The following is a 23,023-nucleotide window of genomic DNA, read 5'->3' on the forward strand; positions in this document are numbered from 1 at the left end:
GTCGAATCCCTCATTGCCATGATCGATGATAAGCACCCAGGGTGGTCTGGCTGCCTTCGGACAAACCGGCCAGCACCTGACGCCATTCCTCCTTGACCCGAAAATTGCCCGGTGCGCCACGATGGGCGTCCAGTGCCGCGCGCCAGACGCGGGTGACTTGTTCAACATAGGCCGGGCTGCGTTGGCGGCCTTCAATTTTTACCGCTTCGACGCCGATGGCCGTCAGTTCCGGCAGCAAGTCCAGGGTGTCGAGACTGGTGGGCTCCTCCAGCGCATGAAAGCGTTTGCCGCCGACCAGGAAACGGCCCTTGCACAAGGTCGGGTAACCGGCCGGTTCGTCAGGGGTGTAGCGATCGATCAGCACTTCGCTGAGGCGCGCGCTCAAGCCTTCGGCGTCCTCGCTCCAGCGCACAGCCTTGGCCGGCGAACAGACACCGCACAGGTTCGGCGACTCGCCGGTGATGTAGGAAGACAGATGGCAACGCCCCTCGGCCATGATGCACAAGCTGCCGAAGCCAAACACTTCGATGGGCACCGGGCTGCTGGCAGCGACCTGGCGTACTTGCGCCAACGACAACACTCGCGGCAGCACCGCGCGTCGAATGCCATAGCGCTGCGCATAAAACTCCAGCGCCACGGCATGGGTCGCCGAGCCCTGGACCGACAGGTGCAACGCCAGTTGCGGATGCCGCTGACTGGCGTAGTTGAGCACCCCGGGGTCGGCGGCGATCAGCGCATCGACGCCGAAATCGGCGGCACGATCCACCGCCCGCTGCCAGCGCTCCCAGCCCTTGGGTTGCGGGTACGTGTTGACCGCGACGTAGAGTTTGCGTTGATGCTGGCGAATGTGGGCGACCGCGGCGTCGAACTGTTTGTCGTCCATGTTCAGCCCCGCGAAATGCCGGGCGTTGGTGTCATCGCGAAAGCCAACATAGACGGCATCGGCGCCTTGGCGCACCGCCGCTTTAAGCGCAGGCAGATTCCCTGCCGGGCAGACCAGTTGCATGGGTAATCCTCATGAAAAAACGCGTCTGGGCCATCGCCTGATGCCCATGACGCGAAGGTCCGGGGCGATCGAAAAAGGCGCTGCCAGTCTAGCGAGACCGGCAGGCACGGCCTTGACGGCAATCAATTGCCATCAATGCATCAGGTCGGCGAAGGACAGGAACATCACGTTGTCGTGCTTGAGCACTTGCTGCTCGCACTCGATCACCGCCAGCCCATCGGCCCAGCACGCGGCGGTCAACATGGCCGAGCTTTGCTGAGGGTGCAGTTCCACGCTCAACTGGCCGTCAGCTCCGGGCGTCAATCTGGCCCGCAGGTACTGCCGACGCTTGTTACGCTGCAACCAGTCGAACCCGGCTGGCACGGCTAACGGCACCGGCAGTACGTCAGTCACGCCTTGGGCCCTGAGCAGGAACGGACGCACCACCACCAACGCGGTAATCAGCGCCGCCGACGGATTTCCCGGCATGCCGATCCACGGTTTGCCGGCCACTTCACCAAAGGCCAGTGGCTTGCCCGGCTGAATGGCCAGCCGCCAGAAATCGACGTTGCCCAGTTCCTCGATCGCCTGTTTGAGGTGATCTTCCTCGCCCACCGATACGCCACCGGAACTCAACAGCAAGTCGCATTCCGAAGACGCCAGACTCAAGGCATGCCGGCTGGCCGCCAACTCATCGACCATGACGCCATAGTCGTGCACCTCAACGCCCCAGCCGCGCAACAACGCGGCGAGGCAATACCGGTTGCTGTTGTAAATCTGCCCCGGCGCCAAGGGATCGCCCGGCTCACGCAGTTCATTACCGCTGCTGAGCAGGCACACCTGCAACGGCCGATAGACCTCGACCCGCGCGATACCAGCGCCAGCCAATAACCCCAGTTCTTGTGCGCGCAGGCGTTTACCGGCCTTGAGCAACAGATCCCCGCGGCGAACTTCCTCACCCTCCTTGCGCACATGGTCGCCAACGGATACAGGCGGGAACCAGACGCGCTCGCCCTCGACCCGACAGCGCTCTTGCGGCACGACGGTATCGGCACCCGGTGGCAATGGCGCGCCGGTAAAGATCTGCACCGCCTGCTGCGCGAGCAAGGGCGAGCACGCTTGATCCCCCGCCGCAATGCGCCCGCCAATCGATAAACAGCCACCCGCCTGGGGCAGGTCAGCTGCCCTGAGGGCATAGCCGTCCATGGCACTGTTGTCCCAGGCCGGCAGGTTCACCGGGGAATGAATGTCCGCCGCCAGCACCCGCCCCATGGCTTGATCCAGACGAACCATATGCGCCAGGGGCGGCGGCGGTGCCTGATCCAGCAGACGGCTGATGGCCTCGTCCACGGGCATCAGGTTGCCGATGTCGCACACCCGGCCGGTCATGTGCGCGTCCCGCAGGCGTCGATGATCCGCTGCGCTTGCGGTTTCAAATGCGGGGCGAAATTGCACGGGCCGGTGCGACTGTCCAATTGTTCGAGCAGGATCTTGTTCCAGGCAGTCCGGCAGGCACCCGGCGAGCCTGGAACGCAGCACACCAGTACGCCGTTACTCATGCCGGCCAGTGCCCGGGACTGCAGGCTGGACATGCCGATCTCCTCCAGAGACACCTGCCGGAACAATTCGCCGAAGCCTTCCACATGTTTGTCCAGCAATGGCAAGACCGCTTGCGGTGTGTTGTCGCGAGCGGTGAAACCGGTGCCGCCGGTCATCAAAACCACTTGCACTTTGGGGTCGGCGATCCACCGGGAAACGGTTGCGCGGATCTGATAAATGTCGTCCTTGACCAGATCACGATCGATCAACACATGCCCGGCTGTTTGCAGCAAATCCGTCAGGGTCTGCCCCGAAGTATCGGTGTCAAAGGTGCGCGTATCGCTGATGGTCAGTACGGCAATGTTCAGGGGTTCAAACGTGCGTTGCGCCAGATGGGCCATATCCAGGTCTTCCCGTAGATGAGGGTATGGCCCGAAGCCTGAACCGGAATAGCGAGCGAGCCAATTCCTCCAAGGAGGTACCTCGTCGGGGACATAGGGGAATACCAGTCGGCGGTGACGACAAGTAACACAGCCTGTGGCGAGGGGGCTTGCCCCCGTTGGGCTGCGAAGCGGCCCCAAAAACCTGCCACCGCATCTTTTCAGGTAGCGCGCATTAGCCTGTTTTACGACTGCTTCGCAGCCGAACGGGGGCAAGCCCCCTCGCCACAGGTTCTGCGTTCGGCTCACCATTTTCCCTTGGTAATGGGGCTCAAGGCGCCAACCGGCTCCGTTTCCACAGACCATCACGCAACCGGTAATCAAGTCGATCATGCAAGCGGTCGGCCCGCCCCTGCCAGAACTCCAGACGTTCAGGGTGCAGGCAATAGCCGCCCCAATGCTCTGGACGCGACACGGCCTGGCCAACGAAGCGCTTGATGGTTTCAGCCAGCATGGATTCCAGCGCTGCGCGACTGGCCAGCGGACGGCTTTGCGGTGAAGCCCAGGCCCCCAGGCGACTGGCCATGGAGCGAGAATCGAAGTACGCATCCGACAACGCCGGATCGAGCCTGGACACCTGCCCTTCGATACGCACCTGACGCTCCAGTCCCGGCCAGAAAAACGTCATCGCGGCATAGGGATTAGCGGCCAGTTGCTGACCCTTGTCGCTCTGGTAGTTGCCGAAAAAAGTAAAGCCTTCATCGCTCAATCCCTTGAGCAGCAGAACTCGACAGTGCGGCCGTCCTTCAGGGTCGACCGTCGCCAGCACCATGCTATTGGCCTCGACAGGTGCGCACTCGGTGTCGCGAGCCTGTTGCAGCCACTGCCGGAACATCGCCAGCGGATCGTCCAGCGCCGCCTCATCTTGCAGGCCATTAAGGGTGTAGTTACGGCGCATCTGAGCCAGGGAAAGCGGCATGACGGTGATCTCCGGAAGGTTTTACGCAGTGTGCGAGGCACTGCGCGATACCACCTTGACCGCCATCAACACTGTCGCCTACTTGAGACGCAGCCGCCGCGCCAGTTTGTGCAGGTTGCTGGGATCGACTTCGAGGATTCGCGCGGCGCTGGCCCAGTTTTCCCCGGACAGGCTCAGGGCCTGGAGAATTTTCTTGCGCTGGTAATCGTCGACGGCTTCACCCAAGGGCTGGAACGGCAGATCAGCCGTAACGTCCGGGGATGGTTCGACCACCGTCCCCGATGCCGCCATCGCGCTGTCGAGATCGAGAATTTCAGGCTCCAGCGTCATGATCAACGCGCGACTCGTACCGCGACTGAGCTGCTTCAACGCAGCCCGACTGATCACATGCTCCAGTTCGCGCACATTGCCCGGCCAGGTATAAAGCAGCAGCGCGCGTTCGGCCGCCGGCGACAGGCGCAAACCACGCAGGCCGAGCCGCGCCCGATTGAGTTCAAGGAAATGCCCGGCCAACATCAACACATCGTTACCGCGCTCGCGCAGGGGTGGAATCGGCACTGGATACACCGAGAGCCGGTGATACAGATCGGCGCGAAAAAAGCCGTCGCGGATACTGTCCGGCAGATGCCGGTTAGTGGCGGCGATGATGCGCACATCGACGTGCAGCGGCTTGTCGGCGCCGAGGCGCTGGATCTCACCGTTTTGCAGGGTACGCAGTAACTTCGCTTGCACGGCCAATGGCAATTCACCGACTTCATCGAGAAACAGCGTGCCTCCGTTGGCGGCATCGAAGCGTCCGGCACGGTCACTGGTGGCGCCGGAAAAGGCGCCTTTGACATGCCCGAACAACTCACTCTCTGCCAGCGACTCCGGCAAAGCGGCGCAGTTAACGTGGATCAGCGGTTTGTGGTGGCGCCTAGAAAGACGATGCAAGCGCCGGGCGAACAACTCTTTGCCGACGCCAGTCTCGCCCAACAGCAATACCGGCAGATCGGAGTCGGCCAGTACATCCAGCTCATTGAGCAATTGATGCAGCACCTCACTCTGCCCGAGGATCTCGCCCTCCTCGACCGGCATTCGAAAATCCTGGGGATCGCTGCGGGACAGACGCAAGCTACGGTTTTCCTGTTCCAGTCGGGTGACCCGCACGGCGGCTTCGATCTGCAAGGTGCAACGCTTGAGCTCTTCCCGCGCCCGGCTGTCGAAGGTCCCGGCGTGCAGCGCATCGAGGGTGATCGCGCCCCAGATCCGTCCTTCGACATAAAGACTCACGCCCATGCAGTCATGCACCGGCAGCGGTTCGCCGACGTGATTGTCGAGCAAGCCGTCATAAGGGTCCGGCAGGCGACTGTCGGGTTCGAACCAGGTCGGCTCGCGCGACGCCATGATTGCCGCCAGCCGGGGATGCTGGGCGATGACGAACCGGCGCCCCAACGCTTCATGAACCAGCCCCACCGTCGCCACGGGCCTGAGGCTATCGTCATCCAGACGCAGCAAACCCACGGCGCCACTGTTGAAGTATTCGCGCAGGGTCTGAACCAGTCGTTGCAACCGCACGGCATTGGGCAACTCGACGATCAGGTCGGCTGCCAGGCTTTCTCGCAGCATGGTAGTAATCACCCTCTATGGTTGGATTCACCCTAAAGCGTCAGGGTGCCTATCACCACAACTAAAAATAAATTCATATTTTTCAATCATTTAAATATGGCATGCCGGATGCAATGAGCCTGGGGAACCGTTGAAACCCAAACAAGGAACCCTGATGAGCCAGACCCTATTGGAACAAAGCCTCGGCCAACTGGCCTGCGACATTCCCGGTGCCACCCGGATCTTTCATACCTTCAAACTGGACTTCTGTTGCGGCGGGCATAAAAGCCTGCGTGAAGCGGCCCTTGGCAAAAACCTCGATCCGGTCCTCATTGCCGACGCCCTGAACATTCTGCAAGACGCCGGCGAAACGCAGCACGACTGGCGCAACGAACCTTTGGAACTGTTGATCGCTCACCTTCTGGCGCGCTACCACGCCCGCCACCGCGAGCAACTGCCGGAACTGATCCGCCTGGCCCGTCGCGTCGAGCAGGTCCATGGCGCGCGCAGCAGCTGCCCCAACGGCCTGGCCGATCTTCTGACCGACATGCAGCAGGAACTCGAAGGCCACATGCTCAAGGAAGAACAGGTGCTGTTCCCGATGCTGCAACAAGGCATCGGTGCTCAAGCGGCTCCGCCGATCCAGGTGCTGCGCTTCGAACATGATCAACATGGTGAAGCCCTGGAGAAGATGCTCGCCCTGACCAATCACATCATCCCGCCTGCCGATGCCTGTAACACCTGGCGCGCCCTCTATCGCGGGCTGCTGGAATTCAAAGACGACCTGATGCAACACATTCATCTGGAAAACAACGTGCTGTTCATCAATGCCCTGAACCCTCGTCACTGATCGATTTTCGGAGGCCGCTTTCGCGAGCAGGCTCGCTCCCACATGGGATGGTATTCCAATGTGGGAGCGAGCCTGCTCGCGAATGGCGTCACCACGGATTTATGGGTTTTCCAGCACGATCAACCGTGCCAATAGAACATCGCCTTGGCCAGGATCACGATTAACACCATGTGCCCGAGGATGCTGCGGCGAATCCAGGTGGCGCGAGTCGTGGTCAGGCGCGCATGGGTCAGCCAATAGGCCAACAGCAAGTAATGACCGATGATGCTCAGGGCCAGGATGATCTTCAGGCTCAGCAACGTACCAAAGCTGCTGGCCAACGGCTGACTCAATGCACCCCGGTACTGCCACGCCAGGCCGATGCCGGCGCCATACAACAACAGCACTACACCATGCAGTACTTTGCGCGAGCGCACGGCAATCGCCTGATCCGCCGTGGTTTGCGCGGGATCCGCCAACTGCTGGCGCGCGCGATGCCAGATGACCACCTCGAAAAACAGTGTGCCGATGAAGGCAATCGCTGCCAGCAAATGCGTGACCAGTAAAAAGGGATACATCAGCGCCAGCCTCTGTCAGTTCGCGTGCTCATCCCGGATGACCGTCCACCCGGGCGCGCAGCAGCATCGGCCCATAACGCCAGGCATACAGCGCAAACGCCAGCGCCCAGCACACACCGGCCAACCACAATGCCGGCAAGGGAAAAAACTCGATCAACATGACCCGGCTCAGACACGCCAGGTTGAGCAAAATGAACGCCAAGGTCATCCCCGACGGCGGCTCGAGCGCACGGCCGGTATGCCCGAGGCTGACTCGCGCGATCATCGCCAGCACCAGACCACCCATGGCCCCGATGGTCAGGCAATGCACCGCCAGACTCGGGTTAATCGGCGCGCCGAAATGCCACAGCGCCATTCCGAGACACGCCACCGCCAACCAGCCATAAGCCAGGTGCAGCGACCACAGCAACGGTACGTGCCACAGTGCCCGGTCATGCCAGCGCACCAGTCGCACCAGATGTCCCGCCGCCAGCACCGCGAACAGCAGGCCCACCCAGACATTGGGATTGAGCGCAGGTCCTGCGGCATACAACAACGCCACCAGTGGCGAACCTACCAACAGCAGTCGATCCAGCCAGGGCCAGGCGGCAACGCCTTCCACCCGACCAAGGCCACGCTGGGTGAAGAACGGAATCACCCGCCCGCCAATCAACCCCATCATCGCCGCCACCAGCCAGATACCGGTCAGCACGCCCTGGCGCTGCCAGCCTTCATGCCCCTCGACCAAGCCATACAGGGACAACCCGTCGGCCACGGCCAACAACAGCAGAACCACCACAATCGGGTAGTTACGTTTCTGCCGCACCTTCCACAAGGTGAAGCCCATGAGCACCGCCACCGCCAACGGGAACGCCATTTCCAGCACCGCGAGCAACGGCCACGGCACATTGGCCAGCCAGGCCACTCGCGCCAATAACCACAGCAGCGCCAGCGCGGCCAATGGTTTGCCGCTGAGGCCGGGGCGACCGGTCCAGGTCTGCACCGCCGTCAGCAGAAAGCCCGCGATAATTGCCAAGCCGAACCCGAACAGCAATTCATGCCGATGCCAGCCCAGCCAACCGCCTGCCGGCTGCCAGTCGGACATCGAACCATTAAAAGCCGCCAGCCACAGCGGAATGGCCAGCACCGCCAACAGGCAGCCGGCGAGGAAAAACGGCCGGAAGGCCAGCCGTAACAGCGGCGCGATTGCCATCGCTTTACGGCGGTCAAGCACTTGCATAAAGCCACTCCTCTACCTGTTTGCTGACCTGGCGCCAACCCACACGCGCCGAGGTAAATCCAGGGGCAATCATCGGGTATTACCGATCCATTGCCTTTGTCACAGATCAAGTGTGCAAGGGACGTGCCCCGATGCTCATTCGAACCTGTCTGGACTAGGAGAATGGTGGCCCCTGTGGCGAGGGGGCTTGCCCCCGTTGGAGTGCGAGGCGCACCTGAAACCGGCATCCGCGGCGCGTCAGATAGAACCCCTCAGCCGGTTTTACGACTGCTGCGCAGCCGAACGGGGGCAAGCCCCCTCGCCACAAAGGTGATCGGTCGTCAGGGTAAAAATGACCATTTGAGGGTTATTGAAACCCTACACAGCATAGTCTTTTTTACCCTCACGCCTGAGAACCCCAATAAGCAGGGCCCTCCAAGCCTGGCCCGCGTCTTGCTCTGCATGGGCAACCTTTTAGAAATCCTGGATCCCTCTCGATTACCCGGAGTCGTCATGAAAAAAGTCATCCAGCCACTGGCCTGGTTTGTTGTGTTGACCTCAATCCTGGCCCTGGCCAGCGGCGTTTCTCTAGGTCTCGTCTGACCGTATCCCCCTTCTCTATCTTCAGGATGAATTCTCATGGTGCTTCATCGCGTCCATCACCAGATTCTGCGCAGTCATCACTTGTTCGAGCCGTTGAACGAAGAACAGCTGGATGAACTGATGAGTACCAGCCACTTGCTGAGCATCGACAAAGGCGAGCCGTTGTTCCGTCAGGGTGAGCCGGCCGATTCGTTCTATTTCATCATTGCCGGCGCGGTGAAAATCTACCGGCTGACACCCGATGGGCAGGAGAAAGTGTTCGAGGTCATCAGCGATCGGCAAACCTTCGCCGAGGCGATGATGCTGATGGACACCCCGAACTATGTGGCCTCGGCCGAAGCGATCTGCCCCACCCAGCTCTACCGGTTATCCAACAGCACCTACATGCGCCTGCTGCAGAGCAACAGCCGGCTGACCTTTGCACTGCTGGGCAAGCTCTGCGTTCGCTTGCATCAACGGGTCAACGAAATCGAGACCCTGTCATTGAAAAACGCCACCCACCGGGTCGTGCGTTATCTGCTGACGCAACTGGTGCGCCAGCAAACCGTTGACAGCCAATTCGAGCTGCCGATGGCCAAGCAACTGATTGCCGGGCATCTGTCGATCCAGCCAGAAACCTTCTCGCGGATCATTCGCCGCTTGATCGATGAAAACATCATCACTCAGGACGGCCGTCAGATCGCCATTCTTGATCGTCTGCGCCTGGAACAGTTCGAGTGAGCACCATGCCCGTCTGCCTGTATTGCCAACATGCCAACCCACCACAAAAAGTCGAGTGCCGCCAATGCGGCATGCCCCTGCCGGCACTGGCCGAACACGCGGTGCAACGTCGGTTGCGTCGATTCAAGTGGTTCTGCATCGGCCTGACAATCTTCTGCGTGACGATGTTTTTCTGGCTGCCGCGCAGCTGAAGACCGCACATATCCCCTGTAGCAGCTGCCGAAGGCTGCGTTCGGCTGCGCAGCAGTCGTAAATCCTGAGCCCTCGGTATTTCTGAAACACCGCGTTGTATGGTTTTACGACTGCTTCGCAGCCGAACACAGGCTGCGCCAGCTGCTACAAGGACGCAGGTGGTCAAGGACATCACGGTTGAGTCAACTGACGATACAACTGCGGCAAGCGCAGCGGTAACTGCTCAGGCTGACGGATCAAGGTGTAGCCATTGGCGCCAAACATGTACGGCAGGTAATCCCCGGCCTCGCGATCAATCGTGATGCAGAACGGCGTCAACCCCTGGCGCCGCGCCTCCAGCACCGCCTCGCGGGTGTCTTCAACACCGTAGCGTCCTTCGTACAGATCCAGATCATTGGGTTTGCCATCCGTGAGCAGCAGCAACAGTTTGCTGCGCCGCTTGCTCGTACCCAATAGTTGCGTAGCCTGGCGAATGGCGGCTCCCATGCGCGTGTAATACCCTGGTTTGAGACCTTGAATGCGACCTCGGGTGGTGTCGTCATAGCGCTGGGTGAACGCCTTGAGTTCCTGCATGCGCACTTGCTGACGACGCAGCGAGGAAAACCCGTACAGGGCGAAATCATCACCCAGCACCGACAAGGTTTCGCCGAACAGCAGCAGGCTGTCGCGGATGACATCGATGACGCGGTGCTCATCGTTCAGGTGGGCGTCGGTGGACATCGACACGTCGGCCAGCAACAGGCAGGCCAGGTCGCGGCGGGTCTGCCGCTGCTCCATGAACAGACCGCGTTCGGCACACTGGCCATGCTCGCGCTCAACGTGAAAATCCAGCCAGGCCTGCATGTCCAGCTCAGAGCCCTGGGGTTGCTGGCGTAACCATTGACGATCATTACGCAGGTGCTCGAACTGGCGCCGCAAGCGGTGCGCCGAGGCCTTTAACCGTAATGGCAGCGGCTGTGCTTCACAGTCGCGGGGCACCATCATTTGCAGATTGACGAAGCTGTCCTGCATCTGTTGTTTGCGGTAGTCCCACTCCGGCAACTTGATGCCCTCGCCGAGGGGAATATCGTCGACATCGGCCGGTGGCAAATCCAGGTGCAGCTTGAGGCCGCCGCCCTTGCGCAGACGGGTGCGCGACAGCGTCAGTTCATCCAGGTCGTCGGCGACTCGGGCGGCGTCCGGGTCCTCGCTGTCGTCCGACCAGCGATCCAGGTCGACGTGCTCGGTCCAGCTGAACAGGTTCTCCAGACGCACCACCAACAGCCCGCCCTCACGGGTGCTTTCATCGATCCGCGTCGCGCGTTTACGCCCGCTTTTCTGTTCGCCGGGCGGCGTGATCAAAGACTCTTCGGATTCATCGCCCAGATCGGCAGCCTGCGGGCTGGCGAGGTTTTGCGGCGGGTACAGCCACAGCGGCAGCGGCCACGCGGCCCGTTCGCTGCGGGGGAAATGCTCAACACTGCCGGGCTCGCGCAACGCCTGGCATAACGCCCGTTCCAGTGCCGCTTCGCTGGCGTTCAACAAGGCCGGATCGGGGCGCAATTGCAGATGAGCATCGACCAGTCGTTTGTAACGAGCACGCAGCGCGGGATAGTGTCGCAGCAGCTGTTGCGTCCAGCGTTGATTGTCCCGTCCCCAGTGACGCATCTGCCCGGCCTGTGCCGCCAGCAACGCGAGCCAGCGATAGAGTTCCTCGTTCAGTGCGACTTCAGGGAAGACTGCCAGGCTCGATGGCAGCCGCAAATTACTCGCGTCACACCATGCCAACGGCACTTGTTTGCAGGTGCCGGCGATTTGCTGCAACACGTTTCGGCGCAGCAGCAGATCGCGGTCGCTGGCGGCTTCCACACCGATGCCATTGGCGCCGCCCATGGCACGAAACAACAGCGCCAGCGGGCGTTGCTGGCTGACCAGTTCAACCCGTGCTTCAGGGAAGTCCGGGCTGGCACGCCGGGTGATGAAACGATGCCAGACACTGCCTACCCACTCTTCCAGTTCGACGGTAAACGCCATGATGCTTGCCCTTCCTGGAAACCAAAAAAACGGCCCGCTGTATCAGCCGGGCCGACCTTTTCTAGCCGATACACAGGCTCATGAAGGAACCACCGCAGCCGGGGCGCGCAAGGCTGCGCGGCTACGCTGCTTGAAGCTGAACAGGTAACACGCGAGCCCGGCGAAGAACCCGAGACCGGCGCCCAGACGCGCCCAGAACAGCACCTGCAGATGTTCGACCGTGGCCATGAATGGCAACGCGATCCCGTCGGCCTGCCAGCGTTGCAGGTAAACCTGGACGACACCGGCAGCGGTGAGGAACAGCGTGATCATCACCATCGACAGGGTCATCAACCAGAAGCCCCAGATTTCGTAGGTCTGCGAACGCTCATCAGCGGCTTCACCCAACCCGCGCAATCGCGGCATGGCGTAGCTGATCAAGGTCATCACGATCATCGCGTAAGCACCGTAGAAGGCCAGGTGACCGTGCGCCGCCGTCAGTTGCGAACCGTGGGTGTAGAAGTTGACCGGTGCCAGGGTGTGCAGAAAACCCCAGACGCCTGCACCGAAAAACGCGGTGACCGTGGTGCCCTTGGCCCACAGTGTGGCGGCGCGGTTCGGGTGTTGCCGGCGACGATTCTTCACCATGCTGAAGGCGAAGATCACCATGGCCAGGAACGGTAGCGGTTCGAGTGCCGAGAAGATCGAACCGACCCACAACCAGACCTCGGGCGCACCGATCCAGAAGAAGTGGTGACCGGTACCGATGATCCCGGTAATCAGCGCCATGGCGATGATCACGTACAGCCATTTCTCCACGACTTCCCGGTCGACACCGGTGATCTTGATCAGTACGAAGGCGAGCATCGAACCCATGATCAGTTCCCACACGCCTTCCACCCAAAGATGCACCACCCACCACCAGTAGAACTTGTCGCGGGCCAGGTTGCCGGGGTTATAGAAGGAGAACAGGAAGAACACCGCGAGCCCGATCAGCCCGGTCATCATCACCATGCTGACGGTGGTCTTGCGACCTTTGAGCAAGGTCATACCGATGTTGTAGAGAAAGCCCAGGCACACCACCACAATGCCCATCTTGGTGATGGTCGGCTGCTCCAGGAACTCCCGGCCCATGGTCGGCAGCAACTCGTTGTGGGTCAGTTTGGCCAGGCCCGCATAAGGCACCAGCAGATAGCCGAGGATCGTCAGCACGCCCGCGGCGGCGAATACCCAGAACAGGATGATCGCCAGTTTCGGACTGTGCAGTTCGCGGTCGGCCTCTTCCGGAATCAGGTAGTAGGCAGCGCCCATGAAGCCGAACAACAGCCAGACGATCAGCAGGTTGGTGTGCACCATCCGCGCCACGTTGAAGGGAATGATCGGGAACAGAAAGTCCCCTATCACGTATTGCACCCCCATGATCAAACCGAACAGCACCTGACCGAGAAACAGCATCAGGGCAAATACGAAGTACGGTTTGGCCACGGCTTGCGAGGCGAATTTCAGATGCGGATTAGCAATGCTCATCTCTTAGCCCTCCTTGTTTGGCGGCCAGCCATTGGTGTTGATGTTCGAGCTCCATTTGAGGAACTCGGCGATGTCATCCACCTCCTGCTCGCTCAACTTGAACTGAGGCATCGCGCGCCGGCCCGGTACGCCCAGCGGCTGCATTTTCATCCAGGCATGCAGAAAGGGTTTGAAGCCCGCCTCCCCGCCGCGTCGCTGAAACACGTTGCCCAGCTCAGGCGCAAAGTAGGCGCCCTCGCCCAGCAGCGTGTGGCAGCCGATGCAGTTGTTTTGCTCCCAGACCGTCTTGCCGCGGATCACTGATTCAGTTAACTGCGCTTCATTGCTGCGCTCTGGAAAGGTCTGTTCCGTGTGATAGGTCAAGGCCAGGAATATCAGGAAGAAGAAGATGCTTCCCCCGAAGTAGATATTCCTGGCCATGCCTTTGGTGAAGGTCTCTGACATGGTCGCTTCCTCTTTGCTTGGCGTGCCCATGATAGGAAGCGAAGGGTTGAAACCTGCTTGATGGCGATCAAGAAAGGCAGATGGTTTTGGTCGGGTATTGGCGCCAGAAAGCTCACCGGTGGCGAGGCCTGCTCGCGACTTTACTTTGTTTCCTACAGAGCTTTCCTCGTCAGGTCGGAGCCTTCGACAACGATCCGGCTTAACGGAAGCGTCCTACGCTAAACATGGACTCGTCTGACATCACCAATTTGTCGATCCACGCACAGTTCCGTGTATTCAAATAGATACAGGGACATGTGGATGTTCAGCGCCGTCGAACCCGTCGTTTTCACACTCGACATTGAAGGTTTTCCCCACGACCTTCAGGTACTCGAGTTCCGCGCCAAGGAAGCGCTCAACCAGCCCTACGAAGTCAATCTCGAACTGGTCAGCGAACGCCCCGACCTCGACCTCGACACCCTGATGCATCGCTCGGCTTTTTTGCGCTTCGGCCCTGACGGCGCTGGCATTCACGGGCAGGTCTATCAAATCACCCAAGGCGATTCAGGCAAACGCCTGACCCGCTATCAGATGACCCTGGTGCCCCACCTCGCCTATCTCACCCACTGCCACAACCAGCGTATTTTTCAGCACCAGAGCGTGCCGCAAATCATTGCCAGCGTGCTGAAAGACCAAGGAATGCAGGCCGATACCTGGCGCTTTCAGTTGAGCGCCGAGTACCGGCCACGGCTGTATTGCGTTCAGTACGAGACGGCCCTGCACTTCGTTCAAAGGCTGTGTGAGGAAGAAGGTTTGCACTTTCACTTTCAGCACAGCGCTAATGGGCATGTGCTGGTGTTCGGCGACGATCAGACCAGCTTTTCGAAACCAGACCAGTCAACCGCGTACAGGCAAGACAGCGGTATGGTCGCCGAAGCGCCGGTGATTGACCAATTCAAGCTGCGCCTGAATACCCGCCCGACCCACATCAGCCGGCGTGATTACGACTTCGAAAAACCGCGCCTGCAACTGGACAGCGAAACTGAAGTCCCGCTGCAGCCGCACCTTGAGGACTACACCTTTCCAGGCCAGTTCACACATCGAGACCGTGGTAAACATCTGGCCAATCGGGCATTGGAGCGCCACCGTGCCGATTACCGGCGAGCCGATGGGCGCAGTGATCAGAGCGCTATGCGCAGCGGCCATTTTGTCGAGATGACCGAGCACCCACGCGCTGACCGCAATGGCCTGTGGTTGTTGACTGAAGTCGAGCATGTCGGCTTACAACCCCAAGTGTTGGAAGAGTCGATCACCGACAGTCATCCGCAGGATGGCTTCAGTCAGGGCTACCGTAACCACTTTGTCGCCACACCGTGGGACGTGGTATTCCGACCGGCCCTTGAACACCCCAAGCCTCGGATAACGGGCAATCAGCATGCAGTCGTCACGGGGCCGCCCGGTGAAGAGATTTATTGTGATCAGTACGGTCGGGTCAAAGTCCAGTTGCTCTGGGACCGCGACGGCCAGCACAACGAACAATCGAGTTGCTGGCTGCGAGTCGCCACTGGCTGGGCCCATGACCGTTACGGCAGCGTGCAGATCCCGCGAGTCGGCATGGAAGTGCTGGTGGGCTTCACTGATGGCGATCCAGACAAACCCGTCGTCGTTGCCTGCCTGCCCAACGCCGCGACACCGGTACCACTGGATTTGCCGGCCGAGCACACCCGTAGCATTTTTCGCAGTCAGAGCAGCCCCGGTGGGGGCGGTTACAACGAATTGCGCATCGAGGACCGAAAAGGCGCCGAAGAGATTGCCCTGCGTGCCCAGCGGGATTTCGTGCAGTTGGTCCTCAATGACGAACGCATTCAAGTCGACAACCAACGCACCGTGGTTATCGGCGGCCTCGCCAGCCACGACCTGCGCGGCGAAGAACATCACCTGACCCATGGCAACCGCCTGACCGAACTCAAACAGGACGACCACCTGTTGGTCCAGGGCGATCAACAGATTCGCGTCGCCAGTCAGCGACTGAGCGCCCTGCAGCAGATTCACCTCAGCGCCGGACAACAAGTCGTCATCAATGGCGGAACGCGCCTGGCGCTCATGGGTGGCGGTCAATGGCTGACGCTGGGGCCGGAAGGCATTTTCAGCAGCGTGCCGATTCTGCAGGGTGGTTCCCCGCCTATGAGCATGCCGGCGGAGCCTCTGATGCCGGGCGCCTTGCCCTTGCTGAAAGTGACGTTCGATGCGGCCCGGCAACGCCATGCGCTGATTTCAACCCGCGCCTCGCGCTGTCTGATTTGCGAGGCCGCCCAAGCATGAGCCTCTCGACTTCCCTGCCTGAAGACCTGCCCTGGAGCGAGCAACAGGCTTTCCTGTTGCTGGACGGCACGACCTTCAGCGATTTGCCGCAGCGCTTGAAACAATTGAGTCCCGGCGCCAGTACCGTCGCGCTGTATGACTGCCCGTCGTTTACTGCGCTGCGGGATATCTCGCCGCTGTTGGTAGCCGTTCAACAACCTGACGAGCCCCTTGTCCAGTTTTATCTGGAGCACGCACACGAGGAATCGAGCGTGCTGTTGTTCAGCCGGGACTCGGCGCACGCCGTCGCTGAGCACTTGCGCAAACTGCTGACGGTTGAATTGCCAGAGGGGATGCCGGTCTTGCTGCGACTGGCAGACGCCGCCGTGGCGCGAATCCTGTTCGGTAGCGGCGATCAGCGATTGTTTGGGCCTCTGTCCTGTGTGGTAACCGCCGATGGTGTCGAGGTTAATTGGCAACAGCACCAACCCCGGCTGGCCGAGTGCCCTGAATTGCTGATGCCCTATCGCCTGAGCGCTGAACAGAATTCGGCGTTTGACCGCGCTGATTGGCGCCGCGTATTGCTCGAACTCGACGTTCATCTGCTCACGCACTTCCCCGAACGCCATGGCAGCGAAACCGTGGCCGAACGCTGGCCAATGCTCGAGCAACTGGAGGCTGAGGCCAGCACGCTGGGTTTGAGCAGCCAGTCCGAATTGTTTTATTACGCCAACGTCATCGCCTCGCTGGATGGCTCACCGCTCGATCAGCACCCGCACATCAACCGATTGCTGCATACGCCGTCGCTGCAATCCCCCGGCGAGCGCGTGGCGCTGGCCGCTGACCTCGCCCACCAGTGGGCCAGCCAACGAGGCCACCCATGACTTCACCCGCCAACCTCGCCGCAGCGGCGGCCTCCAAATCCCCCATCGGCTCTCTGGGTGCCTGCCCGCTGCGGCAAACCCACGTGCAGTTGTTGCCCTTGCGTTACGGGCTGGTGGAAAAGCCCCTCGATCCGAGTGCCGAACTGAAGCTGCCGTATGCCCTGACGACCCGTCCGCTGGGCATTCGCATGCTGCGCGATGGCTGGTTGTACGTCATCGACAGCGTGACCAGCCACCTGCACGAGTATCAGGTGCTCGACGGACTGGTCAGCGCCTTGCTGCACAAGGGCGCCAAGGTCGACAGCGATCAGCGCACGCCCATCGAAGAGCGTCCGGCGTTAGTGTTTTCAAGGCGCAGCACCCTGCATGTGACCTTCGCCGAAGTGCAGTGGACGGCGGCCAAATGCGCGCAAGTGCTCGACAGCCGTGAGGAACGCGAATACTTCATGCAGGCCGTCGATCTCGGCCCGGTGCATTGCCAAACCGGCGGCGAGCATCTGTTGACGGTCGCGCAAGGCAAGCAGTGGCTGGCGGAGATTGCGACGGACGCAGCCACTCAAACGCAAACGGAGCAAAGTGCCGACGAGCCGGACGCCGTTCTATTGCCGACGGTGCACGTCAGCGATGCCCCCGCGCACGAACGTGAACCGTATCTGTGGGAACAGCCTCGGCGCTTTCGCGAGGCGCACATTGGCGAGTTTCTCGGGCGGGTGCGCCCGGCTTATCAGGACGACACGCTGTTCCTCGTGGTGCAGGATGACCTCGGCGTTCTGCGCGATCTGGCCGAGTATCAGGACACCGTGGTCGGCTGGGTCGACGACTGGAGCAATGCCGACAACAACGAACGCGATTACCTGCTGGCTTGTTACATCGAATCCTTGAGCCAGCTCAGTCCGGTGGATGTCGGCAAACTGGCCGACGCCAGCGACGATCCACGCGTTAAAGCGTTGTTCGCCGATCTGGAGCAGTTGCCCGAACCGGAGCGGGAAAACACCCGCAATGCCTTGCTCGACTACCTGAACAAGGGTGGCAACATCGAGCCTTCGAATGTACCGGCAACGCCTGAATTGGAGCAGTTGCGCGATAAAGCCATAGACCACGCGCGCGAGATCAGCAGGTTCGACAGCCTCGCCCCCGATTTCACGGCCGAAAACCGCGCCATTGCAGAAGCGGACCGGCGTTATTACACGCGCCAGCATTTCGAAGCCGCCCCCGCCGACTTCGTCGACCGCCACCTGCAAACCCTGATCAACCTCGGCCAGGAGAATAACCGGCGCATCCGGGACGTGCTCGAAGGCCCGGTGTTGAGCGGAAAGCGCGGGGTCAATGATTTCATTGACCGCCCGACCATGGACGCCGCGTTGTTTCAGCATCGCGACGACCTTGGCCGCTGGAACCGGATGCTCGAGCGCATCACCGCCGACCGCACGATGCTGGTGTGTGCCGGGCGTTACCACCGTTCGGCCTGGTATTACGATGCGCACGAGCCAAAACAACTGGGGCAGGCCTTCAGCGCCGAATACGCCTGCCTCAAGGACATCTGCCGCAGTGACCACGCCAGCGAAGCCCTCCTCGATTATCTGGAGAAACACCCCGAGCTGACCCGGCCACTGTTCTACACCTTGCCCCTTCGCTTACAACCTGAACAAGCCGCGCAATACACGACGTTGTTCAACGCCGGCATGGGCATGTTCAACAACCTACCGCACTGGTTGGGCGAGTTGCAGAAAATCGAACAGCCGTACCTGCCGGCCCTCGACGACTTGCCCGAACACACCCGCGCCGTCGCGGACGCAGCCCAGCACAGCCTGAGCCCCGCGCTGAACCTGGGCTTGAGCCGCGCATTGGAAGGTTTCGATCTGGCGGGAGGGAAAATCCCCGACCTTGACGAACTGTTTCGGCGCCTGCCCAAAGCCTTGTCGCCACGGATACTCGACGCCGCAAAAACCACCGGCGTGACCTTCACCGTCGCCAGCCCGGCGGAACATACCGCGCTGCAAACCAACCTCAAGGAACTGCTCAGGGAGCGCGATTACCTGAAGACCCTGACCCGTGAACGTAATCAGCTCACCCACAACAAAAACCGCCAGGGGCACAAGACTCCACGGGCGGTGGAGTTGCAGGGCGAGATCGTGCGGGTGCGCGGGCAGTTGACGCAACTTGAAGGCCGATTGGCCGGGGCGTTGAGCCCGATTGCGGAGTTGCCGGATCAGTCGGTTCGGCTGTATGGCGCGACGCAGGCTCGGGCGGGAGTGACGGTGGTGTTTCCGCCGGCGCAGCAGTTGGAGGTGCGGAGTTTGCTGAAGGATATTCGGCTGGGGGTTAGCTCGGTGCCGAATGGGAAGTTGATTCGGAGCGAGGGGATGGGGTTGTTGGTGTTTTTGGTGCAGGGGGTGAATTTGGTTTCGGTGTATAGGGAGATGATGAATCAGACCAGAAATCCCAAGAAACGGGCCGAGTTCTTTGCCGCGTTTGCCGCTACGGGTGCCGCGGGATTTACGGCTGCGCAAAGTCTGGCGGATACCGCTCTGAAGGCGCGTAGCACGGAACTCGTTGCTGGACTTCAACACCATGCTTTACAGAATGTGCGGGTGCAGATGGGCAAGATGCATGTTGGACTGGGTTTCTTTACCTACCTTTTTGGTTTTGTGTCATCTCTGTCCAGCCTCAATTCCCAACAGCAGAAATGGCAGCAGGCGACGCGCAGTGGGGATCATTTGGCACAGGGTAGTGCGGCGCTTGCCACACTGGGTGCGGGGGGCATGACGGCGGCTAATGCCTATGGTTTGGGTCACACCTTGCACGCGGGGTATACCGTAGCGATTGCCAGAAACGCTGCGGCAAGAACGGCTGCTTGGGCTGCTGCGGGGACAAGGCTATCCACCGTATTCTTCCGCTTCAATCTGGCCGGTGCCCTGTTCACCATTTTGGAATTGGGCGGAACCTGGCTGTACAACCGCTACAACATCAGTGCCCATGATAAGTGGCTGAAAACCACACCCTGGAGCTTGGACGCCGATCATCGCGGCGACCATACCCTGGATGAATATCAGCGTTATCTGGCCTATTTGCTCAACGCCCCGTACGCGCAACTGGGCCCGAATGAGCATGACTCCTGGCTGAAAAACTTGCTGCTAAAAGCCAAGCCCAGCGACATTCACTTGGTGCTGCCAAGGCTCAAGCTCAATGATTTCCAGCCACCGTTGAGTGGACAACCGGCTCATCGTCTTGGGATCGGCGCCCACCGTCTTTCCGTTCCCGTCCACAATCGTGGTGTACCGCGCGAGCGCAAGGACGTCATCTGTGAGGAAGTCGCAAACAGCCTGCGCATCGTGCAAACAGGACCCGACCGGCTGGTGTTATGCCTGCAATATCCCGTGGACCCTGACAGCGAATTTACCCCGGCTTCCGAAACACTGGAGCTGGCCGTTTGCATACAGACCTTGAACGCCAAAGGGGTATGGGAGTCGCTGACTGACGTCATTCACCTCAATCCGCGCGGTAAGGGCCATTTTCCTTCGTTGCCCCGTCAATCCGTTACCGAGCATCCACCGTTGTTGTTGGTTGAAACCCATCTGCTGGAGCTGGCCGACCATGCCCACCAAGATTGATATGCCTCTACCTTCCCCGCACCTTGAGCAGTCCCGCAAAGCCGGCGATGTCGAACCGTTTCCCAGCGGGAGAATCACCTATCTCGCGCCATTGCCATTGCCGACACCGCTACCGCCGCTTGGCCCTCATATCGGGGAATTAAATGAGGTGTACATGGACTTTGGGGTGGGTTCACCTCAGGTGTTTATGTGGCAAGTAACATTGGGCGGGCCATTCAGCGGCACTTTAATGCTCGCTTTTCTACCTCCAATGCTTGCTGCGTTCCTCGGGGTTGTGTTCGGTTACAGCCAAGTAGAAATCTGGGACTCGGTACTCGGCGTGTTTGATGAAAGCTATGGCTACGCGCTAGTAAGTGGCTTTTGCTCTCTACTCATCGGCCTCGCCGTCTGGCACCACAACCACAAAAAACGCCTCCACATCATCCCCACCCGCTTCAACCGCCAACGCCGTGAAGTCTGCTTCATGCCCGAAGACGCCACCGCCCCCGTCTTCGTCCCTTGGGAATCCCTATCCGCCTGGGTCATCGAAGCCCAGGGCGCGACCCAATACGGCATCCACCGCCAATACGGCATGGGCATCGGTTTCCAGCACGGCGAGACCCTGACCAGCGTCGAATTCCCCTGCTTCGGTCTTTCCCTGGCCATCAGCCACTGGGAAGCCATTCGCGGTTACATGGAATACGAAATCCACGACCTCAAACCCATCCAGGATCCGCAAGACCTGCAAGGCCCCGACGACCCGCCCCACGAAGGCCTGCACACTTTCCACAACGCCCGCGCGCGTATGCACCAGCAAATCCGTGACGGCCAACGCAGTCGGCTGTCCGGCTTCTTCTGGTACCTGTATCACGTCATGACACTGTGGACGATTCCCAACCACCTGACCGAATGGGAAGTCCGCCGCCTCCAGAAAATGGCCCCGCATGCCTTGCCTGAAGCAATGCGCCAATGGTCTGAGCCGTTGCCAAAGGAGCAATGGGCGAAGCCGAGCGAAGAACTCACTCGGATGAGCGAACAGGTCCGACAGCTGCATAAACGCCAACCGCGACGCCCAATTACCGAGATTTTTGCCGAGGTTCAGGGCTTGAATCCGACCGACAAACGTCGCGCATGAGCTGTTACAACCGTAAAACCCTGCTCGACTATCAGGAAAAACACCCGCAACTGATCCGGAGTGGCAAAGCGGCTCATCGCCTGGGGATCGGCGCCCACCGTCTTTCCGTTCCCGTCCACAATCGTGGTGTACCGCGCGAGCGCAAGGACGTCATCAGTGAGGAAGTCGCAAACAGCCTGCGCATCGTGCAAACAGGACCCGACCGGCTGGTGCTGTGCCTGCAATATCCCGTGAATCCTGACAGCGAATTTACCCCGGCCTCCGAGACGCTGGAGTTGGCCGTCTGTATCCAGACCTTGAACGCCAAGGGCGCGTGGGTTTCTCACATTCGGGTCATTCGTCTGAACCCTCGGGGTGAGGGCCGTTTTCCGGCGTTGGCCCCTCAATCCGTTACCGAGCATCCACCGTTGTTGCTGGTTGAAACCCATCTGCTGGAGCTGGCCGACCATGCTCACCAAGATTAAAAGCACCCTGCCTGGACCGCACCTTGAGCAGTCCCGCAAAGCCGGAGATGTCGAACCGTTTCCCAGTGGGAGAATCACCTATCTCGCACCGTTGCCATTGCCGACACCGCTGCCGCCGCATGGTCCTCATATCGGGGAGCTGAATGACGTATACATGGACTTCGGACTGGGATCTCCCCAAGTCTTTATGTGGCAAATGACTCTAGGCTTACCATTCAGTGGTGCCTTCACGATTGCATTTCTTTTCCCACTATTTACTGGTTTTCTAGGGATTGTTTTTGATTACGGCTGGGAAGACATCTGGATCTCAGTGACGGCTATATTTCATGAAGGTTATGGATATGCAGCAGTAACCGGCCTTTCCACCCTACTCATCTGCCTCGGCGTCTGGCGACACAACCACAACAAACGCGCCGCCATCATCCCCACCCGCTTCAACCGCCAACGCCGCGAAGTCTGCTTCATGCCCGAAGACGCCACCGAGCCCGTCTTCGTCCCCTGGGAATCCCTATCCGCCTGGGTCATCGAAGCCCAGGGCGCCACCCAATACGGCATCCACCGTCAATACGGCATGGGCATCGGTTTCCAGCACGGCGAGACCCTCACCAGCGTCGAATTCCCCTGTTTCGGTCTTTCCCTGGCCATCAGCCACTGGGAAGCCATTCGCGGTTACATGGAATACGAAATCCACGACCTCAAAGCCATCCAGGATCCGCAAGACCTGCAAGGCCCCGACGACCCGCCCCACGAAGGCCTGCACACTTTCCACAACGCCCGCGCGCGTATGCACCAGCAAATCCGTGACGGCCAACGCAGTCGGCTGTCCGGCTTCTTCTGGTACCTGTATCACGTCATGACACTGTGGACGATTCCCAACCACCTGACCGAATGGGAAGTCCGCCGCCTCCAGAAAATGGCCCCGCACGCCTTGCCCGAAGTGATGCGCCAATGGTCCGAACCGCTGCCGAAAGAGCAATGGGCCAAGCCGAGCGAAGAACTGCTGCGCCTTAGCGATCAGGTCCGACAGCTGCACAAACGCCAACCTCGTCGACCGATTACCGAGATCTTTGCTGAAGTGCAGCGCTTGAACCCGACCGACAAACGTCGGGCGTGAGTT

At 60.3% G+C, this 23,023-nt stretch carries 19 protein-coding genes; 9 read left to right on the plus strand and 10 right to left on the minus strand.

Going from position 1 to position 23,023, the window contains the following annotated elements:
- Positions 1-10: 10 nt before the first annotated feature.
- The 5 genes from JFU11_RS12145 to norR all read right to left on the minus strand — a co-directional run bounded on the left by JFU11_RS12145 (position 11) and on the right by norR (position 5,491).
- Complete coding sequence (locus JFU11_RS12145; protein WP_201060716.1) at positions 11-1,006, minus strand: peptidase U32 family protein; 996 nt, start codon at positions 1,004-1,006, stop codon at positions 11-13.
- A 132-nt stretch (positions 1,007-1,138) separates the two neighbouring features.
- The gene (glp, locus tag JFU11_RS12150) at positions 1,139-2,374 is read right to left on the minus strand and encodes a gephyrin-like molybdotransferase Glp (protein WP_201060717.1); all 1,236 of its coding nucleotides are present in this window, start codon (positions 2,372-2,374) and stop codon (positions 1,139-1,141) included.
- A complete protein-coding gene (gene moaB, locus JFU11_RS12155; protein ID WP_201060718.1) occupies positions 2,371-2,925 on the minus strand; it encodes a molybdenum cofactor biosynthesis protein B in 555 nt (184 codons plus the stop codon). The genes glp and moaB overlap by 4 nt, the downstream gene beginning before the upstream one ends.
- Before the next feature lie 310 nt (positions 2,926-3,235).
- Complete coding sequence (pdxH, locus tag JFU11_RS12160; protein ID WP_201060719.1) at positions 3,236-3,883, minus strand: pyridoxamine 5'-phosphate oxidase; 648 nt, start codon at positions 3,881-3,883, stop codon at positions 3,236-3,238.
- A 78-nt stretch (positions 3,884-3,961) separates the two neighbouring features.
- On the minus strand, positions 3,962-5,491 hold the full coding sequence (gene norR, locus JFU11_RS12165) for a nitric oxide reductase transcriptional regulator NorR (protein ID WP_052964427.1): 1,530 nt from the start codon (positions 5,489-5,491) through the stop codon (positions 3,962-3,964).
- A 154-nt stretch (positions 5,492-5,645) separates the two neighbouring features.
- On the opposite strand from norR, the gene ytfE reads away from it, so the two are divergent.
- Positions 5,646-6,320, plus strand: coding sequence for an iron-sulfur cluster repair protein YtfE (gene ytfE / locus JFU11_RS12170; RefSeq protein ID WP_008075057.1), 675 nt, complete (start codon positions 5,646-5,648; stop codon positions 6,318-6,320).
- Positions 6,321-6,439: 119 nt separating this feature from the next.
- Here the strand turns inward: ytfE and JFU11_RS12175 are convergent, their stop codons facing one another.
- Together JFU11_RS12175 and JFU11_RS12180 are read right to left on the minus strand one after the other, a co-directional pair.
- Positions 6,440-6,877: a hypothetical protein gene (locus tag JFU11_RS12175; protein WP_201060720.1), complete on the minus strand. Its 438-nt coding sequence runs from the start codon at positions 6,875-6,877 to the stop codon at positions 6,440-6,442.
- 28 nt (positions 6,878-6,905) lie between these two features.
- The gene (locus tag JFU11_RS12180; protein WP_201060721.1) at positions 6,906-8,096 is read right to left on the minus strand and encodes an NnrS family protein; all 1,191 of its coding nucleotides are present in this window, start codon (positions 8,094-8,096) and stop codon (positions 6,906-6,908) included.
- 618 nt (positions 8,097-8,714) lie between these two features.
- On the opposite strand from JFU11_RS12180, the gene JFU11_RS12185 reads away from it, so the two are divergent.
- Positions 8,715-9,398 carry a Crp/Fnr family transcriptional regulator gene (locus JFU11_RS12185; RefSeq protein ID WP_008075049.1) on the plus strand — a complete coding sequence of 228 codons (684 nt, stop codon included), beginning with the start codon at positions 8,715-8,717 and terminating at the stop codon, positions 9,396-9,398.
- Positions 9,395-9,589, plus strand: coding sequence for a protein DnrP (locus JFU11_RS12190; RefSeq protein WP_123722318.1), 195 nt, complete (start codon positions 9,395-9,397; stop codon positions 9,587-9,589). Before JFU11_RS12185 ends, JFU11_RS12190 begins: the two co-directional genes overlap by 4 nt.
- A 172-nt stretch (positions 9,590-9,761) precedes the next feature.
- Here the strand turns inward: JFU11_RS12190 and JFU11_RS12195 are convergent, their stop codons facing one another.
- From JFU11_RS12195 to JFU11_RS12205, 3 genes are all read right to left on the minus strand, one after another.
- Positions 9,762-11,603, minus strand: coding sequence for a VWA domain-containing protein (locus JFU11_RS12195; RefSeq protein WP_201060722.1), 1,842 nt, complete (start codon positions 11,601-11,603; stop codon positions 9,762-9,764).
- A 78-nt stretch (positions 11,604-11,681) separates the two neighbouring features.
- On the minus strand, positions 11,682-13,109 hold the full coding sequence (locus JFU11_RS12200; protein ID WP_050682742.1) for a cbb3-type cytochrome c oxidase subunit I: 1,428 nt from the start codon (positions 13,107-13,109) through the stop codon (positions 11,682-11,684).
- 3 nt (positions 13,110-13,112) lie between these two features.
- Complete coding sequence (locus tag JFU11_RS12205; RefSeq protein WP_038982840.1) at positions 13,113-13,553, minus strand: cytochrome c; 441 nt, start codon at positions 13,551-13,553, stop codon at positions 13,113-13,115.
- Between the two features lie 300 nt (positions 13,554-13,853).
- Between JFU11_RS12205 and JFU11_RS12210 the strand changes: the two genes are divergently transcribed.
- From JFU11_RS12210 to JFU11_RS12235, 6 genes are all read left to right on the plus strand, one after another.
- Positions 13,854-15,854 carry a type VI secretion system tip protein VgrG gene (locus JFU11_RS12210; RefSeq protein WP_201060723.1) on the plus strand — a complete coding sequence of 667 codons (2,001 nt, stop codon included), beginning with the start codon at positions 13,854-13,856 and terminating at the stop codon, positions 15,852-15,854.
- Positions 15,851-16,717: a DUF4123 domain-containing protein gene (locus JFU11_RS12215; RefSeq protein ID WP_123722315.1), complete on the plus strand. Its 867-nt coding sequence runs from the start codon at positions 15,851-15,853 to the stop codon at positions 16,715-16,717. Before JFU11_RS12210 ends, JFU11_RS12215 begins: the two co-directional genes overlap by 4 nt.
- Positions 16,714-20,328 (plus strand): toxin VasX, encoded by a 3,615-nt coding sequence (locus tag JFU11_RS12220; protein WP_201060724.1) that lies wholly within the window; start codon positions 16,714-16,716, stop codon positions 20,326-20,328. Before JFU11_RS12215 ends, JFU11_RS12220 begins: the two co-directional genes overlap by 4 nt.
- A gap of 229 nt (positions 20,329-20,557) precedes the next feature.
- Positions 20,558-21,442 (plus strand): hypothetical protein, encoded by an 885-nt coding sequence (locus JFU11_RS12225; RefSeq protein ID WP_201060725.1) that lies wholly within the window; start codon positions 20,558-20,560, stop codon positions 21,440-21,442.
- Complete coding sequence (locus JFU11_RS12230; RefSeq protein ID WP_201060726.1) at positions 21,439-21,906, plus strand: hypothetical protein; 468 nt, start codon at positions 21,439-21,441, stop codon at positions 21,904-21,906. Before JFU11_RS12225 ends, JFU11_RS12230 begins: the two co-directional genes overlap by 4 nt.
- Before the next feature lie 310 nt (positions 21,907-22,216).
- The gene (locus tag JFU11_RS12235) at positions 22,217-23,020 is read left to right on the plus strand and encodes a hypothetical protein (protein ID WP_201060727.1); all 804 of its coding nucleotides are present in this window, start codon (positions 22,217-22,219) and stop codon (positions 23,018-23,020) included.
- Positions 23,021-23,023: the final 3 nt, after the last annotated feature.

This window comes from Pseudomonas sp. TH37 (assembly GCF_016650735.1).
GTDB classification, from domain to species: Bacteria; Pseudomonadota; Gammaproteobacteria; order Pseudomonadales; family Pseudomonadaceae; genus Aquipseudomonas; species Aquipseudomonas farris.